This window comes from Massilia agri, assembly GCF_024753255.1.
GTDB classification, from domain to species: domain Bacteria; phylum Pseudomonadota; class Gammaproteobacteria; order Burkholderiales; family Burkholderiaceae_D; genus Telluria; species Telluria agri.
In genome coordinates this window covers 31,550-49,330 of the sequence record NZ_JANUHA010000015.1, presented here as the reverse complement: position 1 = coordinate 49,330, position 17,781 = coordinate 31,550, and the positions used below count along the sequence as shown (strand labels likewise).

Below are 17,781 nucleotides of genomic sequence, written 5' to 3'. Positions count from 1 at the left end.
CTCAATCCTTCCTCAGCCGCAGGGCATTGAGCACCACCAGCGCCGAACTCGCCGCCATTCCGATCCCCGACAGCCAGGGGTTGAGCAGGCCGCTCGCCGCCGCGGGAATCGCGGCCAGGTTGTAGACCGTGGCCCAGACCAGGTTCTGGCGCACGATGGCCAGCGTGCGGCGCGCCGTGTCGGCCGCATCGGCCAGCGGGCCCAGGCCTTCGCCCAGCAGCACGCCGTCCGCATGCAGCTGCGCCAGCTCGGCGCCGCGTCCCATCGCGAAAGAGACGTCGGCGCCGCTCAGCACCGCCGCATCGTTGACGCCGTCGCCCACCATCGCCACCACCGCGCCGCCCTTCTGCAGTTCGCGCACGAAAGCCAGCTTCTCGGCCGGCAGCCGGCCGCCGTAGGCATGCGCGATGCCGAGCTGGCTGGCCACGGCCTGGGCCACGGCCTGCTCGTCGCCGCTCAGCAGCACGACGGTCTTGCCGCCGTCGCGAAAGCGCCGCACCACGTCTATCGCTTCTTCGCGCAGGCTGTCGGACAAGTCGAAACGCGCGAGCCAGGCGCCGGCGGTCGCCAGCCACACCGTGGTGGTGCCCGGCGGGGCCGCCGTGCGCGCCGCCCCGCCCGCCAGTTCGGCGACGAAAGGCGCGCTGCCGATGCGGTAGACCACGCCGTCGATGCTGCCCTCGATGCCGCGGCCGATCTCGAAACGCAGATCGCGCGCCCGCAGGCCCGGCTCGGGCATGGCGGCGCGCACCGCGCCGCTCAGCGTATGCGAGCTGTCGGCCTGCAGGGCGGCGGCGATGCGCAGGCAGGTCTCGCGATCGAGTTCACCCACCGGGAGCACCCGGCGCAGCCGCGGGCAGCCATGGGTGAGCGTGCCGGTCTTGTCGAAGACCACATGGGTGGCGCGCTCGAAGGTCTCGAGGGTGTGCGGCGCGACCGCCAGCACGCCGCGGCGCAGCAGGCGGTCGGTGGCGGCCGCCAGCGCCGTGGGCGTGGCGAGCGACAGCGCGCAGGGGCAGCTCACGACCAGCACCGCGATCGCCGCCTGCCAGGCGCGGGCCGGGTCGAGCACGTGCCAGATCGCGTAGACCACGCCGGTGAGCAGCAGCAGCCCTACCACGAACCAGGCCGCGACGCGGTCGGCCCACAGCGCGATGGCCGGCTTGCCCTGGCCCGCCCGTTCCACCAGGCGCACCAGCATGGCCAGCGTGCTCTCGTGGGCGCTCGACGTCACGCGCACCACGATCGCCTGGCCGGCATTGACCACGCCGCCCGGAAGCTGCTCGCCCACCGCGACGGCACGCGGCTTGCTCTCGCCGCTCAGCAGGGAGAAATCGGCTTCGGTCGCGCCTTCGACCACCTGGCCGTCGGTCGGCACCGCCTGCCCCGGCTTGACCAGCACCAGGTCGCCCGGCGCCAGTTTCGTGGCCGGGACCAGCTCGGTGTCGCGCAGGGCCGGATCGCCGCGCAGGCGATAGGCGGACGCCGGGGCGCCGCGCCGCAGCGTATCGAGCGCCTCGGTCGCGCGCCGGCGCGCTTCCAGCTCCAGGTAGCGGCTGCCCAGCAGCAGGAAGATGAACATCGTGATCGAGTCGAAATAGACCTCCCCCTTCCCGGCCAGCAGTGTCACGCAGCTGCCGGCGAAGGCCGCCGCGATGCCCAGCGCCACCGGCACGTCCATGCCCGGCATGCCGCGCCGCAGGTCGCGCCAGGCGCCCGCGAAGAAGGGCAGCGCCGAGTAGAGCACGGCCGGCAGGGTCAGCGCGAAGGAGGCCCAGTGCATCAGCGCCGTCATGCCGGCGTCCATGGTGCCGTCGCCCGCCAGGTAGACCGGCACCGCATACATCATCACCTGCATCATCGACAGGCCGGCCACGAAGAGCTGGCGGAACAGGGTGCGGCGGGCGCGCTGCAAGGCGTCGCCGTGGCGCCGCGCTTCGTAGGGATAGGCGGTGTAGCCGATCGCGCGCAGTGCGCGCACGATGGCGCTCGGTCGGCAGAGCAGCGGGTCCCAGCGCAGATAGATGCGCCCGGTGGCGACGTTCAGCGCCACTTCGCGCACGCCGGGCAGTTCGCCCAGGCGGCGCTCGACCAGCCAGACGCAGGCGCCGCAGCGCACGCCCTCGATGGTGAAGCTGCCCTCCCCTTTGGTGCCGGCTTCGTCGAACAGCGCCAGTTCCGGCGCGTCGGCGCCGGCGCTGGCCGTGGCCGTGGCCGCGAATTCGGTGCGGTTCTCGTAATAGTTGCCGAGCCCTCCGGCCACGATGGCGTCGGCCGCGGCGGCGCAGCCGGGGCAGCACATGCTGCGCATCGCGCCGCCCACCTGCGCCTCCCAGCGGCCGCCGTCGGGGACAGGCAGGCCGCAGTGGTAGCACTGGACCGGTTCTGCCCGGGCGTTCTGCGCGTCCCGCATCGCCTGCGCCAGCACGGCGCTCATTGCGCCGCTCCGATGCACAGGAGTTCGGCGGCGCCGGCCGGCAGGCCGCCGCTCGCGCGCCACAGGCCGAGCAGGCCGAAACCCAGCACCAGCAGGCCGCAGGCGGCGCGCACGGCGCGCAGTTGCAGCACGGTGCGCAGGCGCACGCCGGCCATGCCGATCGCGGCCAGCATCGGCAGCGTGCCCAGGCCGAAGGCCAGCATCACGGCCGCGCCGCCCGGCGCCGAGCCGCTCAGCATGGCCGTCACCAGCACGCTGTAGACCATGCCGCAGGGCAGCCAGCCCCACAGGGCGCCGGCCGCGAACAGGCGGCCAGGGGAATCGAAGGGCTTGAGGACGGCCAGCATCGGCGCCACGCGCCGCCACAGCACCCGGCCGCCACGCTCCAGCCAGGCCAGGCCGCGCCAGGCGTCGATCAGGTAAAGCCCCAGTGCCACCAGCATCAGGTTGGCCGCCCAGTAGCCGGCCACCTGCAGGACCGGCAGCCCGGCCAGCCTGCCCAGGCCGCCAGCCAGCCCGCCGGCGAGCGCGCCGGCGATGGCATAGCTGGCAAGCCGGCCGGCATTGTAGGCGGCGACATGGGTGGCGGCAGCCGGCCAGGCGAAGGTGGCGGCGCCCGCGGTCCGCACCGGCGCCGGGAATGCCCTGCGCGCCTGGCCGGGGGCGGACAGCGCGGCGACGATGCCGCCGCACATGCCGGCGCAGTGCACGCTGCCGAGCAGGCCGACGAGGAAGACGGGCAGCAGGCCGATGCCGTGGAAGCTCATCATACGGTTTGCGAGTGGCGTGGACCTTCGGGGCGCACGGCCAGGTAGCGGTCGAACACCATGCAGATATTGCGGATCAGGAGCCGTCCTTTCATGGTCACGGTCAGCCATTCCTCGCCGATGGCGAGCAATCCATCGTCTTCCATCTGGCGCAGGCGCGCCAGCTCCGGGGCGAAGTAGTCGCGGAACACGATGGGAAAGGCCTGTTCGAGCGCGGGGATCGACACCTCGAACTGGCACATCAGCTTCTGGATCAGGCTGCGGCGCAAGGCGTCGTCCATGCCGAGCCGAATGCCGCGCGCCACCGGCAGCTCGTTCTGGTCGAGCAGGTCGTAGTATTCGTCGAGGGTCTTGACGTTCTGGCTGTAGGTCGCGCCCACCGCGCCGATCGCCGACACGCCGCAGGCCACCAGGTCGGTGTCGGCATGGGTCGAGTAGCCCTGGAAGTTGCGGTGCAGGCGGCCCTGGCGCTGGGCGACGGCGAGGTCGTCGCCCGGCCTGGCGAAATGGTCCATGCCGATATACACGTAGCCGGCGTCGGCAAGGCGCTCGATGCACAGCTGGAGCATCAGCAGCTTGGTTTCGCTGTCCGGCATGTCGGCCTCATTGATGCGGCGCTGGGGCTTGAACAGGTGCGGCATGTGGGCGTAGTGGTAGACCGCGATGCGGTCCGGGCTTGCGGCCACCACCTTGTCCAGGGTCTGGCGCATGGTCTCCAGGGTCTGCTTCGGCAGGCCGTAGATCAGATCGATACTCACCGAACGGAAACCGGCGGCGCGCGCGGCGTCGATCACGGCACGCGTTTCCATCTCGGGCTGGACCCGGTTGACGGCGCGCTGGACCTCGGGGTCGAAGTCCTGCACGCCCAGGCTGATGCGGTTGAAGCCCTGGCGGCGCAGGGTGTGCACGCGCTCGGGCGAGACCGTGCGCGGATCGACCTCGATCGAGAATTCGCCGGCGGCATCAGGCGCGAAGCGAAAGCTCCGGCGCAGGTGGCCCATCAGGTCGTCCATCTGGGCGTCGCTGAGATAGGTCGGGGTGCCGCCGCCGAAGTGCAGCTGCTCGACCTCGTTGGTGCTGGCGAACAGGGCGGCCTGCATGGCGATCTCGCGCTTCAGGTAGGCCAGGTAGGTGGCCGCCTTTTCGCGGTTTCTTGTCACCACCTTGTTGCAGGCGCAGTAGTAGCAGACCGTGTCGCAGAAGGGGATGTGCAGGTAGAGCGACAGCGGCCTGGCTCCGCCGCGGGTGCGCATGCCTGCCACCGCGTGCAGGTAGTCGCGGTAGCCGAAATCCTCGACGAAGCGGTCGGCGGTCGGATAGGAGGTATAGCGCGGACCCGACTTGCCGAGGCGCTGGAGCAGCCCCGCGTCGAATTCGACGGTCTGGTAGGCGGCGCCGTGCGGGGCGGGCTGGGACGGGGTGGGAACCGCTGTTGCATGCATGTCAATCTACTCCTGCTGCTGCCGGTTTGCGGAACTGCAAAGCGGCTCGAATAGCAGGCAGTTTATTGATCGACGTCTTGGGAATCCTTGACTTACATCAAATACGGCACAGTCCGCTCTCCCGGCAGCAACTCGGCGACCGGGAGCTCGTTCCGGTCGAGCCGAGTGTAGTAGTCGACCACCGCCGTCACGTTGCGGCACGCCACCGGACCGACAGCGGACACGGCGCCCAATCCGCAGCCAAGCAGATGGGTGGCCGGGCGCCACCGTAAGCCGGCCAGCTCCGGGCAAGTGCGCGCCGAACCTGGCGCGGCGTCTCCGGGCAAGCGCGCGTAACGGCCGGCGCCGGTATGCGTATACGACGCCATGTCCAGGCGGTCGGCGCACAACTGCTGCATGCGCTGGTCCACACTGCCGGGGATGGCGTCTCCACTCTGCAGTCCGGCGCGATGGCAGAGCGCGATGCGGTCCGGGCCCGCGCCAATCACAGTCTCGAGCATCCATCGCAGCCGGCCGAGACGTTGCCCCGGCATGCCGTAGGCCAGCGCCACGCAGACCGAACGGAAACCGGCCGCGCGCGCGCCATCCACCAGCACCGGCAGGCGCTCGGGCCCCATGCCGTCTCCATCGAAGTGGATCCGCACCCTGTGGAAGCCGCGCTCGCGCAGCCGCTTCAAGCGCCCCGGCGGCATGGTGGAGGCGTCCACCGCGGCCTCGTAGTCGCCCGCGTCGCCGCCCATGAAGCGGAAATGCCGGCGCAGGTGTCCGAGCAGGGAATCGACCGCGCGCTCAGGGAGGCAGGCCGCCCCGGCCCCTTCGAAACAGAGTTGCTTCACACTGCTGGCCCCGGCGAACAGGACCGCATGCATCGTCGCTTCGCGCTTCAGGTAGGCCAGGTAGGTGTCCAGGGCCGCATCGGGGTCCGTTTCCGCGAAAAAGTCCGGGATGTGGAGGCCGAGGGAGAGCGGCCGCATGTCGCACATGGGCAGGCCCGCCACCGCCAGCATGTAGTCGAGAGACGGGGGCAAGGGAGCTGGCGCGGCCGCAAATGGTTCTGCATGCATGGATCGCCTCCAGGAAGTGGCGCCTTGCGATAATGCAAGGCATTGCATGCAGTGTAGAGTTGGGATGCCCACAGCATTTGATAAATATCAAATGTTAAATCTTGCGATAGAACTTTTTCACATCCATGCGATGGCTGGCCAGTTCAGCGCCGCGAGCGCGGGCCTGTGGCAGCGTCTGCAAACTTGAACACCGACAAGGCCTGCACCAGCTGGGCGGCCTCCTCGGCCACGCTGCTTGACGCGTTCGCCGATTCCTCGACCAGGGCGGCGTTCTCGCGCGTGATCTGGTCGAGCTGGGCCATGGCGGCATTGACCTGGTCGATGCCCGCTCCCTGCTCGCGGCTGGCGCCGGTGATGCCATGCATGATGGCGGCGGCGTCGCGCACCGAATCCACCACCTGGCGCATGGTCTGGCCGGCGTCGCCCACCAGCACATTGCCTTCGCCGACCTGCTGCACCGAGGCTTCGATCAGGGCCTTGATCTCCTTGGCCGCGGCGGCCGAGCGCTGCGCCAGGCTGCGCACCTCGCCCGCCACCACGGCGAAGCCACGCCCCTGCTCGCCGGCGCGCGCCGCTTCGACGGCGGCGTTCAGGGCCAGGATATTGGTCTGGAAGGCGATGCCGTCGATCAGGCCGATGATGTCGACGATGCGGGTGGCCGAAGCGCTGATGCGCTCCATGGTGTCGCCCACGCGGGTAACGGCCTGGCCGCCGCTGCCGGCCACGCTGGACGCCGCCATCACCATGCCGTCGGCGCGCAGCGCGCTCTCCAGGTTCTGGCCGGCGCTTGCAGCGATCTGGGCCAGGCTGCTGGCGGTCTGCTCCAGGCTGGCCGCCTGGGCTTCGGTGCGGCTGGCCAGGTCGCCGTTGCCGGCCGCGATCTCGCGCGTCGCATGCTCGATCGAGGCCACGTTGCGGCGCACGTCGCCGACGATGGCGGTCAGGTTGACGTTCAGCTGGCGCAGCGCCAGCTGCAGGCGGCCGATCTCGTCGTCGCGCCCCGCTTCGATGGGATGGGACAGGTCGCCGCCGGCCAGGGCGTAGACCGCGCCGGTGGCCTCGCGCAGGGGACGTGCGATGCTGCGGTGCAGTTCGGCCCAGGCGGCCAGGGTGCCGGCCACGCCGAGTGCGGCCAGCAGTTGCCACGGCAGGCCGTCGGCGGCCAGGCCCAGGCCCGCCATCAGGAGCGACTGGCTGGCCATCATGATGCCGAGCCGTTTCGAGAGCGGCATGCGGCGCAGGCCGGCAATCCGGGCGCGCCAGCCGGTGCGCACGCAAGCGCCGCGCTGGATCGTCAATCCCCTGGCCTCGCCGGCGCGGAATCTGCGATAGAGCTCGCTCGCCGCCTTGACCTGCTCGCGGCTGGGCGCGGTGCGCACCGACATGTAGCCCGTGACGCGTCCGCCTTCCTTGACCGGCACGACGTTCGCCACCACCCAGTAGAAGTCACCGTTCTTGCGGCGGTTCTTGACCAGGCCGGTCCACGGTTCGCCCGCCTGCAGGGTGGCCCACAGGTCGCTGAAGGCTTCCGGCGGCATGTCCGGGTGGCGCACGATATTGTGCGCCTTGCCGAGCAGCTCGGCTTCGCTGAAACCGCTGACTTCGATGAAGCTCGGATTCACATAGACGATGCGGCCCTTGGTATCCGTCTTCGAGACGATGGATTGGCCTTCCTTCAACACGTATTCGATGCCGGTCACCGGCAGATTGTTTCGCACACCACACTCCTTGTTGCCCATGGGCAAAATTTCAGCGGCCGATTATACGGGTGGGCAGGTGCGGAATTTTTGATTTGGATCAAAATCCAACTGGAAACGTGCTGACTTATGCCGAGAAGTAGTTGATTTACATCATTGTTGTTTCGTGTAATCTGTGCGGCATGGACAATATGACACATTCCCTCGTCGGCCTCGCCCTGGGCGAACTGGTCGACCGCGCCCTGCCCGCACCCCTGGATGCCGGCCGGGGACGGCTGCGCCGCCGCCTCCTGCTGGCCACCGGCCTCCTGGCCAGCAATTTCCCCGACCTCGACCTGGTGCTGACGCCCCTGCTGCCTGCTCCGCTCGGTTACCTGATCCACCACCGCGGCCATACCCACACCCTGCTTTACGCCCTGCCCCAGGTGGCGCTGCTGCTGGCCCTGCTGTGGCTGCTGTGGCCCGGCGCGCGCCGCCTCATGAAAGACGACCGCCAGGCGCGCCGCGCCGTGATCGGCACCGCCCTGCTCGGCATGGTCCTGCACCTGTCCTTCGACGGCCTCAACGTCTACGGCGTGCATCCCTTCCACCCCTTCGACTCGCGCTGGCTCTACGGCGACCTGGTGTTCATCGTCGAACCCGTGTTCTGGACCGCGCTCGGCGTGGGCCTGTCCCTGCTTGCCGGACCACGCCTGCGCTGGCCGCTGCTGGCCTTCTTCGCCGCGATGCCCCTGCTGTTCACCTGGCTCGGCTTCCTGCAGTTGGGCTCGCTCGCCGGACTCGCGGCCCTGGGCCTGTTTGTGGCCGCCGCGCATCGCCGCATCGGGGCGCGCGCCGGCCTGGTGACGGCCCTGCTGTTGTGCGTGGGCTTCGTCGGCGTGCAGGGTGTGGCCGGCCAGATGGCGCGTGCGGACGTGCGCGCCGCGCTGGCCCAGGCGGCGCCGGGGTCGCGCGTGCTCGACATCCCGCTGTCTTCCTTCCCGGCCAACCCGCTGTGCTGGTCCTTCGCCACAGTCAGCGAAGACGCGGCCGCCGGCAGCTACGGCGTGCGCGTCGGCGTGCTCAGCCTGGCGCCCGGCCTGAATCCGGTGTCGAGCTGCCCGGCGCGCTTCGGTGGCGTAGCGGGCAGCAGGGAAACCGCCCTGGTTTGGAAGTTCAGCGAAACGCGCAGCCTGGCCGAGTTCCGGGCCCTGCAGCGGAACAACTGCCACTTCGATGCCTGGCTGCGCTTCGCGCGCGTGCCCTCGCTGGCGAAGGGCGCGGCGACCGACATCCGCTTCGGCGCCCCGGACCAGCCCAACTTCTCGACCCTTCCCTATGCCGAGCGCCAGGGCGCGCCCTGCCCGTCGCCGCTGGCGGGCTGGGGTTATCCGCGGGCGGACCTGCTCGGCTGGTAACAGGCGCCGGATCGCTTCCCACCCTATCTTCGCCGCCGCCCACCCGGCCGCGCCCGCATGGGCGCACGCGGCCCTGCGTGAAAGGCGGCGATGACCGTTTCAAAAAAGCCGAGCAGCGCCGGCGCATGCGTGTCGAAGCAGAACTGCCCGCGAACCTGCCAGACGTGTTCGCGCAGCGCAGCCATGTGCGGGCGGTCGTGGAGCTGGCGCGCCAGGTCCTCGATGCCGTCGAAGAACAGGCCGATGCCCAGCGCTTGCGTGAGCGCCTGGCTGGCGACCAGGGCGCCGCGGTTGTCGAACTGGATCATCGGCAGGCCGGCCGCCGCCAGGGTTGCGATCCGCGCGGGATAGTTCAGGTCGTCCCAGTCGGCGCGCCGGATATCTCCGCCGTTCGCGCTGCGAAACACGTGCAGCCAGCCGGCGTCGTAGCGCGAGAATTCTTCCACCCAGCGGTCCGGATCCACGTTCGCATGCAGGTGCAGGTGGGCGGGCGCGAGCTCGCGGCAGCGGGCTATCCACTCGCGCCATTGCCCCTGCGTGAAGTCGCCGTAGAAATGCAGATGGATGCCATGCCGGGCCAGCTCGGCCACGGTGGGCGGGTGCAGGCCGATCGGGCGCCCCGGCACCACCGTGTGCACTTCCCCGTCCTGCGCGAGGGGCGGCGCGCGATCGCCCCGGAACCAGGCGCGGCGCGGCAGGTCGCCGTCCAGCAGGTGTTCCGGGCGCCCCGGCGGGATGCCCGGTACGGCGGTGGCGAACCAGTCGCGCATCTCCGGGCTGCTGTAGACGACCCCGTCGCTCAGCCGCACCAGGGCCGCCAGTTGCGGCCACATGCCCTTCTCGATGCAGATGAAGGGGCCTTCCTTGAAATGCCAGATGAAGGGGATGTCGGGCGCATTGACGAGCACCTCGTGCGCGAAGGGCACGGCCTGCCAGTTGAGCTGGGCGTAGATGAGGTCGGGTTCGATCCGCGCCAGCGCCTCCTGCCAGCCCTGGCGCGGCAGGTCTTCGACCCGGCCGAAGGGCAAGGGGCCGACGGTATTGAACCAGTAGGGATCCGGCGTCCACAGTCCGTACAGCCGGTGGCCCAGCGCTTCCAGCGCCAGCACCCGGTCGGCATTGTAGGCCAGCTCGCCCGCCAGCACGATCGTCAATCCCCCGGGCGCCGTCTCGGGTGGGCCAGCCTGCGCCTCCATGCCGCGGTAGAGGCGCGCCTCGTCGATCGCATTGCCGGTCGTGGTGTGGAAGCGCAGCGGCTCCCTCACCCGGTAATGCCGGCGGAAGGGATTGACGCCCCCGACGGGCTCGCGCATGCGCTTGTGGCGCTGCCCGGGATGGTCGACCCATTCGCAGCTGATCTTGCCGGTGCCGACGAAGGCGCCGCATGCGCCCAGGGCGGTCCAGAACAGCCGGTCGAGGTCGTCGCTTTCGACCTCGCCGCGCTCGCGCCAGCGCAGGGCCACGCGCCGGTGCAGGCATTGCACCGGCTGCAGGCATTCGCCCGGAACCGCGGCGGGCGCGCTGCGGTTGTAGTGGTGGCGCACGCCGGAACAGGCCAGCACGGCGCCGGGCGCGGCATCGAGGCAGGCGACCAGCTGGGCCAGGTGGGCACGAAAGTACAGGTCGTCGCTGGGCAGGTAGGCGATCAGTTCGCCACGCGCGGCATCGAGCCCGGCATTGATGGCGCAGCCGAGCCCGCGGTTGTGGTCGAAGCGCAGGTAGCGCAGGCGCCCGGACGCCTCCCAGCGCGCCAGCCAGGGGGCCAGGGCAATGGCCGTGTCGTCCTGCGAGCCGTCGTCGATCACGATCACTTCCCAGTCGGTCCAGGTCTGGGCATCCAGGCTGTCGAGGGCGCGGCCGATGAAGGCGGCCTGCTCGAAGGTGGGCATGAGCACGCTCACGCGCGGCGTACCCGGCGGGCTGGGCTGGATGGGATCGGCGCTGTCCATGGCGGTCGAAGGTCGTGGTGTCCCGGCCAGCTTAGGTCGGGCCCTTGGTCCGCCCTTGCGCCAGGTCAGCGGTGTGCCGCGTGGCCTCGCCGGCGCTATACTCCCGGCATGGATCCCGACCTGCCCCTCCCCGACGCCCCCTGCTACTGCTCCTCGCTGCGCCAGGCCTCGCGCTACGTGACTTCCTTCTATGACCAGATGCTGTCCGGTTCCGGCCTGCGCGTCACCCAGTTCGCCATCCTGTCGCGCCTGCGCGCCCGCCCGGCCACCGTCAGCCGCCTGGCCCAGGGCATGGTGATGGACCGCACCACCCTGGCGCGCAACCTGCAGCCGCTGGTGCGCGCCGAGCTGGTGGCGGTGCGCCCCAGCGAGACCGACCGGCGCGAGCGCGTGGTCGAACTCACCGCGGCGGGGCGCGCCAAGGTGGAGGAGATCCTGCCGGCCTGGCGGCGCGCCCAGGCCCGCTTCGACGAACAATTCGGCGCCGAACGGGGCGCCCGGCTGCTGGCCACCATGCGCGCCGTGGTCGACAGCGGCCTGCACGTCCCTGGCGAATTGCCCACGGCAAGCGACTAGGGCCGGGCGGCTCCCAGCCCCGCCAGCGCCTGGCGCAAGGCGGTCCCGGAGCAGGCGATGGCTTCGTCCAGCGAGAAGCCGAACTGGAAGCGGTAGTAATGCCAGGAGCTGGCCGACAGGTGGTAGCAGATATTCGCCACCGCGATGCGCCGGGCATCAAGCGCGCTGGCGGGCGCCGCCGCATCGAGCACGGCCGCCACGGCCTTCCAGCGCGAAGAGGCCTGCAGCGCCCTGGCCCGTTCCACCAGGTCGGTGTGCAGCAGCGCCCGCGTCAGTTCCGCGCGCGCTTCGAAAGCGCCGTACAAGGCCGCCGGCGCCTCCAGCAGCGCCCCCACTGAAGCCGGCGGCGCCGGCACCGCCATCTCCTCGAGCAGCTGGGCGGCCACCGCGTCGAGCAGGGCATCGCGCGAGGGGAAGTAGCGGAACACGGTGCGTTCGGACATGCCGGCCTGCTGGGCCACGGCGCGCACCGTGAGCGCACTGACCGACGCCGTCCTCAGGAGGGCATAGGCCGACTCCATGATCAGGCTGCGCGTCAGGTCATTGCGTTTTTCGGATAGCGTGGCGGACTTGCTCATGGCGTTGGCACTCGAGAGGACAGAATGTCATAGTGTATGACAAAGCAACTGTCCGGACAATCGCCTGCGGCGCAAGCATCTCCCCCTCAATGACGACGGGAAACGAATGTTTCGCCCGTTACGGTTTGGAACAATTTCGAATCGTGCATATGCTCAGCGGGTATTACGATTTTGTTCATGAACTTCAGCTTCTCTACCCCACACAAAGGTGCCTGCCTGGTCAAGCTCTGGGCCAGCGGGCGTTACGGTTTTTCGCTGCCGAAGAAGGTCGAGATCACCGGCCCCGACGGCGTGACGGCGACCTTCCTCCATCACAGCCGGAAAGTCGGGTCGGGCTCCGAACTCACCAACCGCACGCTGGTCAGACTCGCTATCGCCCAGTACCTGGCGGGAGCGGGCGGCCAGGGCAAGGAGGTCGAGATCGACGATGCGGTGGCGCCCTTCGCCGGCACGCTGACGCAGATCCGGCCCTTCGCGCCGCCCCCGCCGCCACCGCGGGTACGGCCTTCGCGCATCATGCCGCGCTCGAGCGCCGGCGCAGGGCGCGCCGAGGAAGCGGCCTGAAGCACGAAACACAGGCAGGACGACAACACGCGACACGAGGACAACCATGCGAATCACCTTCACTCCAGGCCAGGTGGCCATGCTGATCGAGCGGGCCGAACGCCAGCTCGAACAGATCGTCACGGATTCTGTGCGCCAGGGTGGACCGGGACGCAATATCGCGCGCTCGGCCCACCACGCATTGCACGAGACCGTGGTGACCCTGATCCGTCTCTACCGCGAGCAGGTGGAAGGCGGCGCGCCGGTCGCCACGCGCATCGCGCGCGCCTACGCCAAGGGCACCGACGCCCAGTCCGGCTGCCCGACCATCGCCTGCGTCAGGACCATCCAGTCGCTGGTGCGCGAGGAGCGCGCGGCGCATGCCGCCGCGCCCGCCTCACCCGGCGCCCCGGGCCGGCTGAGCAGCGCCCCGTTGTAAGGCATCAGCCGGCGCTGCCGACCGGCTGCGACGCTTGCGCACGGGTATTGCCGCCCACGCCCACCGCGGTGGCGATCGCCAGCGCCTGGAATAACGCCACGCCCGCGAACACCCAGCCGGGACGGCCCGCATCCATCACCAGGCCGAACAGCAGCGGGCCGATCGCCAGCCCGCTGTCCAGGCCCGAATACACGACGCCATACACCCGGCCCGTCGCCCCCGCGGGCGCGGCGGCGCGGATCATCAGGTCGCGCGAGGGGCCGGCCACGCCCGAGCACAGGCCGATCAGGGCCATCAGCGGCAAGGCCATCCAGGACGGCCCCGCGCCGGCCGCCAGCACCAGGGCCAGCAGGGCCGCCGCCGAAAACGCCAGGGCCACGGTGCGGTCGTGGTGCCTGCTGCCGGCGCCGACGAAACCGCCCGCCACCATGCCCAGCGCCGAGGCCAGCATGTAGGCCGTATAGGAACTGGTCGCGAGCGCATGCGAGATGCCGTACAGAGATTCCAGGCTGATCGTCGCGAAGCTCTGGATGCCGCCCAGGGCGACCGCCGTCAGCAGGAAGAAGCCGAAGCACAGCCAGACCGCGCGCAGCTTCAGGAAGGACAGCGTGCCGCCCTGCGCGCCGCCGGCATCGCGCCGGACCGGATCCGGATACAGGGCGTGGCGGTTCAGCACCAGGAGGAGCAGCACGAGCAGCGGCAGCGCCGCGGCCGACAGGAGCGCCACGCGCCATCCCTGGCTGGCCGCGATCGTGGCCAGGAACAGGGGCGAGGCGGCCCAGCCGATATTGCCGCTGATGCCGTGCACCGAGAAGCCGTGCGCCAGCCGTGCGCGCGAGACGCGCTGGTTCAGCAGCGTGTAATCGGCCGGGTGGAAGACCGCATTGCCGACCCCGGCCAGCAGCGCGCCCGCGAGCAGTCCTCCATAGCCGCGCGCCTGCGACAGCAGCAGCGCGGACAGGCCCAGCATGCCGATCCCGAAGAACAGCACGGCGCGCGCCCCGAAGCGGTCGACCACGAAGCCGGCCAGGGCCTGGCCGATGCCGGAGACCACGAAGAACACCGTCATCAGGAGTCCCAGCTCGGTGTAGCTGAGCTGGAAGGCGGGTTTCAGCCAGGGGATCAGGGCCGCCAGGATCAGGTGGTAGAAGTGCGAGGTGCCGTGCGCGAGGCCGACCAGGCCGATCACGCGGGCATCCTGCCTCAAGGTGTTGTTGTCGTTTGCCATGCCGCCGCCTCTTGTCGAAAAGGCCAGTGTAAGCACGATCGGCCAGTCCGTTTTAAGATAGCGTGTCAACATTTGTCGAGAAACTGCCATGCCGCCCCGACGACCATTGCTGCCCCCGGCCTCGGGCCCGGCCCCGACGGGCGAGCGCCCGGTCGGCCTGTCCGCGCGCGACCTGCCGGCCGACGTCTCGATCGGCGCCCACAGCCACGAGTGGGGCCAGCTGACCTATGCCGCCAACGGCATGCTGCGGGTCAGCGCCGCCGGCGGCAGCTGGATCGTGCCGCCGCAGCGCGCGATCTGGATCGCACCCCACGTCGAACACGAGGTGACCCTGCTCGAGCCGGCCCGCCTCAGTCCCCTGCGGGTGCACGCCTCGCGCGACCCCTTCCCCGGCGAGACCTGCCGCGTGGTCGAGGTGGGCGGCCTGATGCGCGAGCTGATCGCGGCCCTGGTGGCGGGCGGCGCGGACCTTCCGGAAAAGCGCGCCGGCCTGCTGGGTGAACTCATCCTCGATGAGCTGGCCCAGGCGCCCACGCGCCCGATCCGGGTGCCGCTGCCGCGCGACAAGCGCCTCCTGCAACTGTGCCAGGCCCTGATGGAAGCGCCGGGCGACAGCCGCACCCTGGGCGAATGGGCGCGCGGCGCCGGCGCATCCGAGCGCACGCTGGCGCGCCTGTTCGAACAGGAACTGGGCATGAGCTTCGGCCAGTGGCGGCGCCAGGTGCGCCTGGCCCACGGCGCCTCGCTGATCGCGCGCGGCGTGCCGCTGTGGCAGGTGGCGGAGCAGCTGGGCTATGCCAGCCAGTCGGCCTTCACGGCGATGTTCCGCAAGACCTTTCGCGCCACGCCTTCCGGCTACTTTGCGGCCGAGCCTAGAAGCTGATCACGAAGCGTGCGCCCTGCCCCACTGGACGTGCGTAGCGCACCGTGCCGCCATTGCCGTGGACCAGCTGGCGCACCATCGCCAGGCCGATGCCGCTGCCCTGCTTCTTGGTGGTGAAGAAGGGCGTGAAGATGTGGCGCACCAGTTCGGGCGGCACGCCGGGGCCGTCGTCGCTCACCTCGATGCGCAGCCGTCCGCCCTTGACCAGGCGTGCGCTGACGCGCGCCGCCGCGCGGTCGATGCCGCCCGTTGCCTCGAAGGCGTTCTTGAGCAGGTTGATCAGGGCCTGTTCGAGCTGGCCGGGGTCGGCCACCAGTTCGAGCGTGGCCGGCTCCACCGAGAACTGCAGCTCGCCGCCGCGCGCGCGCCAGCCGGGCGCCGCCAGCGCGCGCACCCGTTCGAACAGCGCCTGCACGAGAATCCGCTCCGGCTGCGCGGCGGGAACGCTGGACAGGCTGCGGTAGCTGGCGACGAAGGCGGCCAGGCTGTCGGCGCGGCGGCCGATGGCGTCGACCGCGGTGATGAGGTCCTGGCCCACGTCCGCCGGCAGGCTGGAGCGGCATTCCTCGAGCATGTCGCGGGCGGTGCGCGACAGCGAGGCGACCGGCGTGAGCGAATTCATGATCTCGTGGGTCAGCACGTGCACCAGCTGGCGCCAGGCGTCCAGCGCCGCCGCTTCCAGTTCGCTCTCGACCGGCATCAGGGCCGCCAGGCGCTCGCTGCTGCCCTGCAGGGCCAGGTTCGATGCCGCCACCAGGGCGCGCTCCACGCCACGCTCGGTGTCGTACTGGATCATGCCGCGTTTGTCGGCCGGCTGGGCGGCGAGCTCCCGGTAGAGGCTGGCGGGGTCGCTGGCGCGGCCCGGCGCCACCAGCCTGCGGGCGTTGCCGTTCAGCGGCGTAACCCGGGCGCCCTCGGGGCCATCGATGCGGAACAGCGCGATCGGCGCATGTTCGAGGCGCGCTTCCAGCGCCTGCGCATTGTCGACCAGGTGCTGCTGCTCGATGCTCAGCACCGCCTTGGGCTCGGGCGGCTTGGGATGGCGCAGCATGGCCAGCCGCGTCAGGCAGCGCCACAGCGTCATCAGGAGCGGCAACGCGGCCAGGCCGCACAACACCACCAGCCGCGGCGAATCGTGGACCATGCCGGCGCCGTAGCCGAGCACGGCGACGCCCAGCGTGCACAGCAGGGCCGCCGTCTTCAGGCGCCGCTCAGAAGCCATGCTTGCCCAGCTTGCGGTAGAGCGCGGCGCGGCTCAGTCCCAGCATGCGCGCCGCCAGGCTGATGTTGCCCTTGGCCTTGTCGAGGGCGGCGGCGATGGTCTCGCGTTCGAGGGCGCCGAGGCGGAAGTCCTCCTGCGGGGTTTCCGCGGCCGGCGCCGGGACGGGGGTAGACGTCGTCGCCGCCAGCCCGAAATCCTCGAAGCGGTAGTCCGGCCCCGCCGCCAGGATGGCCGCACGCTCGCAGGCATGGCGCAGCGCGCGCACATTGCCGGGCCAGGGCCAGGCGCACAGCTGCTCCTGCGCGCTGGGCGCGAGCTCGCGCACCGGCCGCCCGTACTGGCTCTCGTAGAGCGACAGGTAATGGTGCAGCAGCTGCGGGATATCGTCGGCCCGTTCACGCAGCGGCGGCACGCGCAGCACGATGGTATTCAGGCGGAACAGCAGGTCGGGCCGGAACACGGCGGGGTCGAACAGGCGCGCCTCCTCCAGGTTGGTGGCGCTCACCACGCGCACGTCGATGCTCTCGGCACGGTCGGCGCCGAGCGGCGTGACTTCGCGCCGTTCCAGCGCGGTGAGCAGCTTGGCCTGGGCGCCCAGCGGCATATTGCCGATCTCGTCGAGGAAGAGCGTGCCGCCGCGCGCGGCCTGGAAGCGTCCCGGGCGGTCGGCGCGCGCGTCCGTGAAAGAGCCCTTGCGGTGGCCGAACAGTTCGCTCTCGAAGGTCGTCTCCGGCAGCGCGCCCATGTCGACGGCCAGGAAGGTGCCGGCCGCGCGGCCTGACGCGGCATGGATGGCGCGCGCCACCAGCTCCTTGCCCACGCCGTTCTCGCCCAGCACCATGACATTGGCCTCGGTCGGCGCGACGGCGGCGATCAACGCCTTCAATTCGCGCATCGGGCCCGATTCGCCCATCAGCGGCGAGGCGCCGGCGGCGCCGTGTGCCGGCGCGGAGGCATTGCGGCGCGCCACGGCGCTGTCCACCGCCGCCACCAGGCGGTCGTTGTCCCAGGGCTTGGTGATGAAGTCCAGGGCGCCGCGCTTCAGGGCTTCGACCGCGAGCGGCACATCGGCGTACGCCGTCAGTGCGATCACGCCCGGGGGCCGCGGCAGCGCGCGCAGGCGGTCCAGCACGGCCAGACCCTCCGCGCCGTCGATCCGTCCCGGCGCGAAGTTGAAGTCGAGCAGCACCACGTCCGGCACGCCCTCGCCCAGCACGGCGTCGAGCTCGCGCGGGTCATCCAGGGTCGCGACCCTGGCGTGCCGCCGGCGCAGCAGCAGCTGGGCGGCGCAAGCGACGTCGTCGTCGTCGTCGAGGATCAGGATGGAAGCGGTCGAGGGAGACATGCGTGGCCGTGCGCTGATGGGAATGGAGCGCATTCTAGCAGCGCATCCGGGCGCGGTGGACAGGTGGGGCGGACAGCTGTCCGCTCCCGAACATGCATACCTGTCCGCTTCCGGACACTTCCGTCCGAAATGCTGCCCGAAGCCGCGAAAAAGCGGGTGGCACGGAAGTTGCGACTGGGGAGGCATCATCAACGCCTTACATGAAACAGCCTCT

Annotated in this window: 15 protein-coding genes; 5 read left to right on the top strand and 10 right to left on the bottom strand. The window is 70.6% G+C overall.

Features of this window, described 5'->3' with window-relative positions; all coding sequences use genetic code 11:
- Window position 1: 1 nt before the first annotated feature.
- From NX780_RS18830 to NX780_RS18810, 5 genes are all read right to left on the bottom strand, one after another.
- Window positions 2–2,437 carry a heavy metal translocating P-type ATPase gene (locus NX780_RS18830; protein WP_258829415.1) on the bottom strand — a complete coding sequence of 812 codons (2,436 nt, stop codon included), beginning with the start codon at window positions 2,435–2,437 and terminating at the stop codon, window positions 2–4.
- Window positions 2,434–3,207, bottom strand: a complete 774-nt coding sequence (locus NX780_RS18825; protein ID WP_258829414.1) for a sulfite exporter TauE/SafE family protein — start codon at window positions 3,205–3,207, stop codon at window positions 2,434–2,436. The genes NX780_RS18830 and NX780_RS18825 overlap by 4 nt, the downstream gene beginning before the upstream one ends.
- Complete coding sequence (gene hemN, locus NX780_RS18820; protein ID WP_258829413.1) at window positions 3,204–4,646, bottom strand: oxygen-independent coproporphyrinogen III oxidase; 1,443 nt, start codon at window positions 4,644–4,646, stop codon at window positions 3,204–3,206. Before hemN ends, NX780_RS18825 begins: the two co-directional genes overlap by 4 nt.
- Window positions 4,647–4,738: 92 nt before the next feature.
- On the bottom strand, window positions 4,739–5,710 hold the full coding sequence (locus tag NX780_RS18815; protein WP_258829412.1) for a hypothetical protein: 972 nt from the start codon (window positions 5,708–5,710) through the stop codon (window positions 4,739–4,741).
- Window positions 5,711–5,853: 143 nt separating this feature from the next.
- On the bottom strand, window positions 5,854–7,428 hold the full coding sequence (locus NX780_RS18810) for a methyl-accepting chemotaxis protein (protein WP_258829411.1): 1,575 nt from the start codon (window positions 7,426–7,428) through the stop codon (window positions 5,854–5,856).
- A gap of 170 nt (window positions 7,429–7,598) precedes the next feature.
- Here NX780_RS18810 and NX780_RS18805 point away from each other — a divergent pair, with 170 nt between their 5' ends.
- A complete protein-coding gene (locus tag NX780_RS18805) occupies window positions 7,599–8,804 on the top strand; it encodes a metal-dependent hydrolase (protein WP_258829410.1) in 1,206 nt (401 codons plus the stop codon).
- Window positions 8,805–8,827: 23 nt separating this feature from the next.
- On the opposite strand, the gene NX780_RS18800 is transcribed toward NX780_RS18805, so the two are convergent.
- Window positions 8,828–10,753, bottom strand: a complete 1,926-nt coding sequence (locus tag NX780_RS18800) for a glycosyltransferase (RefSeq protein WP_258829409.1) — start codon at window positions 10,751–10,753, stop codon at window positions 8,828–8,830.
- A 108-nt stretch (window positions 10,754–10,861) separates the two neighbouring features.
- Here NX780_RS18800 and NX780_RS18795 point away from each other — a divergent pair, with 108 nt between their 5' ends.
- On the top strand, window positions 10,862–11,329 hold the full coding sequence (locus tag NX780_RS18795) for a MarR family winged helix-turn-helix transcriptional regulator (RefSeq protein ID WP_258829408.1): 468 nt from the start codon (window positions 10,862–10,864) through the stop codon (window positions 11,327–11,329).
- On the opposite strand, the gene NX780_RS18790 is transcribed toward NX780_RS18795, so the two are convergent.
- A complete protein-coding gene (locus tag NX780_RS18790; protein ID WP_258829407.1) occupies window positions 11,326–11,907 on the bottom strand; it encodes a TetR/AcrR family transcriptional regulator in 582 nt (193 codons plus the stop codon). The two genes, NX780_RS18795 and NX780_RS18790, sit on opposite strands and share 4 nt — an antisense overlap.
- Window positions 11,908–12,084: 177 nt before the next feature.
- Between NX780_RS18790 and NX780_RS18785 the strand changes: the two genes are divergently transcribed.
- Together NX780_RS18785 and NX780_RS18780 are read left to right on the top strand one after the other, a co-directional pair.
- Window positions 12,085–12,471, top strand: a complete 387-nt coding sequence (locus tag NX780_RS18785; RefSeq protein WP_258829406.1) for a hypothetical protein — start codon at window positions 12,085–12,087, stop codon at window positions 12,469–12,471.
- A 46-nt stretch (window positions 12,472–12,517) separates the two neighbouring features.
- Entirely contained in the window at window positions 12,518–12,889 is a 372-nt protein-coding gene (locus NX780_RS18780) for a hypothetical protein (protein ID WP_258829405.1), read from the top strand.
- A gap of 4 nt (window positions 12,890–12,893) precedes the next feature.
- Here the strand turns inward: NX780_RS18780 and NX780_RS18775 are convergent, their stop codons facing one another.
- Window positions 12,894–14,117, bottom strand: a complete 1,224-nt coding sequence (locus NX780_RS18775) for an MFS transporter (RefSeq protein ID WP_258829404.1) — start codon at window positions 14,115–14,117, stop codon at window positions 12,894–12,896.
- Window positions 14,118–14,205: 88 nt separating this feature from the next.
- On the opposite strand from NX780_RS18775, the gene NX780_RS18770 reads away from it, so the two are divergent.
- Window positions 14,206–15,000 (top strand): AraC family transcriptional regulator, encoded by a 795-nt coding sequence (locus NX780_RS18770; protein WP_258829403.1) that lies wholly within the window; start codon window positions 14,206–14,208, stop codon window positions 14,998–15,000.
- On the opposite strand, the gene NX780_RS18765 is transcribed toward NX780_RS18770, so the two are convergent.
- Window positions 14,990–16,222, bottom strand: coding sequence for a sensor histidine kinase (locus tag NX780_RS18765; RefSeq protein WP_258829402.1), 1,233 nt, complete (start codon window positions 16,220–16,222; stop codon window positions 14,990–14,992). The two genes, NX780_RS18770 and NX780_RS18765, sit on opposite strands and share 11 nt — an antisense overlap.
- Window positions 16,212–17,567, bottom strand: coding sequence for a sigma-54-dependent transcriptional regulator (locus NX780_RS18760; protein ID WP_258829401.1), 1,356 nt, complete (start codon window positions 17,565–17,567; stop codon window positions 16,212–16,214). The genes NX780_RS18765 and NX780_RS18760 overlap by 11 nt, the downstream gene beginning before the upstream one ends.
- Window positions 17,568–17,781 lie beyond the last annotated feature (214 nt).